The organism is Mesorhizobium sp. P5_C1, assembly GCF_054049815.1.
The window spans coordinates 1-2,421 of the sequence record NZ_JBFULQ010000701.1 but is presented as its reverse complement, the minus strand read 5'-3'; the positions used below and the strand labels follow the sequence as shown (position 1 = coordinate 2,421).

The following is a 2,421-nucleotide window of genomic DNA, read 5'->3' as shown; positions in this document are numbered from 1 at the left end:
CTCTTTATCATGGCAACCGGCCAGAACGTGGTATTCGGACATATCGCACCGGACGCCAATGCAACCATTATGCTGACGATCCTGATCCTTGGCTTCCTCTATGTCGCGCTCGCCATAGACCGCCGTTCGCTTCTGGTTCCTACGTTGGCTTACTTCGGCTCGCTGGGCATCTATTATCTGGTGAATTCCGCCTCCGATTCGACGGGCGTCCCGCCTTTTGCCTTGATCCTGGTCGTTGTCGGCGCGCTGATTATTGTGTTCGGGGCTGGCTGGCAGCGTATCCGGCGGATTGTCGTCAAACCCACCTTGCCTGCGGCCGTGATCCGCCGGCTACCGCCGCTGAAGGCGTGACGGGCTTTGTGATGGTCGAGACGGCGACGCGGAAGAGAGGCAATAGGGCATGAATGCATCGGGCGACGACAACAGCTACTCGGCCTATGAAGACAGCTGGCGAATGGGGCTGCTGCTTGTGCTGGCCCTGCTCATCTTCCAGGCCGGAGCCCTTTACGGCATGGGTCATCCGCCGATCTGCACCTGCGGTTACGTCAAGCTCTGGCACGGCGTGGTGAACAGTTCCGAGAACTCCCAGCACATTTCGGACTGGTACACGTTCTCGCACATCATCCACGGCTTCCTGTTCTATGCGCTGGCACGGTTCCTGTTTCCGCGTTCGCCGATCGGCTTGAGGCTGGCGTTCGCGGTCCTCATCGAAGGCGGCTGGGAGTTGCTGGAAAACAGCCCGTTCATCATCGAGCGCTACCGCGCGGGCACGATCTCGCTCAACTATTACGGCGACAGCATCATCAATTCGGTGTCCGACACACTGGCCATGGTGCTGGGATTTGTGATGGCGCGAAGGCTACCTATATGGGTGATCGTCAGCCTCGCCATCATCTTCGAACTCGGTACCGGCTATCTCATCCGGGACAATCTGACACTCAACGTGATCATGCTGCTGCGTCCGTTCGAGGCCATCAAGCAGTGGCAAAGTGGAATTTAGTGATATGAGCACATTCTCCCCCCGCGAAATCGTTTCGGAACTCGACCGCTTCATCATCGGCCAGAAGGACGCCAAGCGCGCAGTGGCCATCGCCCTGCGCAACCGCTGGCGCCGCCAGCAGCTGGAAGGCCAGATGCGCGAAGAGGTGATGCCGAAGAACATCCTGATGATCGGGCCGACGGGCGTCGGCAAGACCGAGATTTCACGCCGCCTTGCGCGCCTTGCCGGGGCGCCTTTCGTCAAGGTCGAGGCAACCAAGTTCACCGAAGTCGGCTATGTCGGCCGCGATGTCGAACAGATCATCCGCGACCTGGTCGAGATCGCCATCGGCCTGGTGCGCGAGAAGATGCGCGAGGACGTCAAGGCACGCGCCCACATCAACGCCGAGGAACGCGTGCTGGAGGCGCTGGTCGGCAAGACGGCGAGCCCGGCGACGCGCGATAGCTTCCGCAAGAAGCTGCGCGACGGCGAACTCGACGACAAGGAGATCGAGATCGAAGTGGCCGACACCGGCAATGGCGGCATGCCCGGCTTCGAGATACCCGGCATGCCGGGCGCCAATATCGGCGTGCTGAACATCAACGACATGCTGTCGAAGGCAATGGGCGGCAAGAAAACCAAGACGCGCAAGACGACGGTCAAGGAATCCTACGCGCTGCTGGTCGGCGACGAGTCCGACAAGCTGCTCGACCAGGAGGAGGTGGTGCGCCGGGCGCTGGACGCGACGGAGAATGACGGCATCGTCTTCCTCGACGAGATCGACAAGATCGCGTCGCGTGAAGGCGGCATGGGCGCCGGCGTTTCCCGCGAAGGCGTGCAGCGCGACCTGCTGCCGCTGATCGAAGGCACCACGGTGGCGACCAAATATGGGCCGTTGAAGACCGACCACATCCTGTTCATCGCCTCCGGGGCGTTCCATGTCTCGAAGCCGTCGGACCTGTTGCCGGAATTGCAGGGCCGGTTGCCGATCCGCGTCGAATTGCGGGCGCTGGAGAAGGACGATTTCGTCCGCATCCTGACCGAGACCGAAGCCAGCCTGATCAAGCAGTATATCGCGCTGATGAAGACCGAAGGCGTCGACCTGACCTTCACCGACGACGCCATCGATTCGCTGGCCGGCATCGCCGTCGACCTCAATGCCAGCGTCGAGAATATCGGTGCAAGGCGGCTGCAGACAGTGATGGAGCGGGTGCTGGACGAGATCTCCTATGACGCGCCCGACCGCAACGGCACCGCGGTCACCATCGACGCCGCCTATGTGGAAAAGCATGTCGGCGACCTCTCCAGAAACACAGATTTGTCGCGATTCATCCTTTAAAGGACGGCGCCGGGTCACTCCGGCGCCGGCGTCTTCAAAGTGAAGCATCATGCTTTCCAAGAATCGATACCGATTTTTGGGCCGATGCATTGCAACACAGTCC

At 60.8% G+C, this 2,421-nt stretch carries 2 protein-coding genes and 1 pseudogene; all 3 read left to right on the top strand.

Features of this window, described 5'->3' with window-relative positions:
• Positions 1-351, top strand: a pseudogene (locus ACXJ7R_RS30100) (hypothetical protein); the annotation flags it as partial.
• Between the two features lie 49 nt (positions 352-400).
• Positions 401-1,000, top strand: a complete 600-nt coding sequence (locus tag ACXJ7R_RS30095) for a DUF2585 domain-containing protein (protein WP_457155001.1) — start codon at positions 401-403, stop codon at positions 998-1,000.
• Positions 1,001-1,004: 4 nt separating this feature from the next.
• Positions 1,005-2,318 (top strand): ATP-dependent protease ATPase subunit HslU, encoded by a 1,314-nt coding sequence (gene hslU, locus ACXJ7R_RS30090; RefSeq protein WP_095083240.1) that lies wholly within the window; start codon positions 1,005-1,007, stop codon positions 2,316-2,318.
• Positions 2,319-2,421 lie beyond the last annotated feature (103 nt).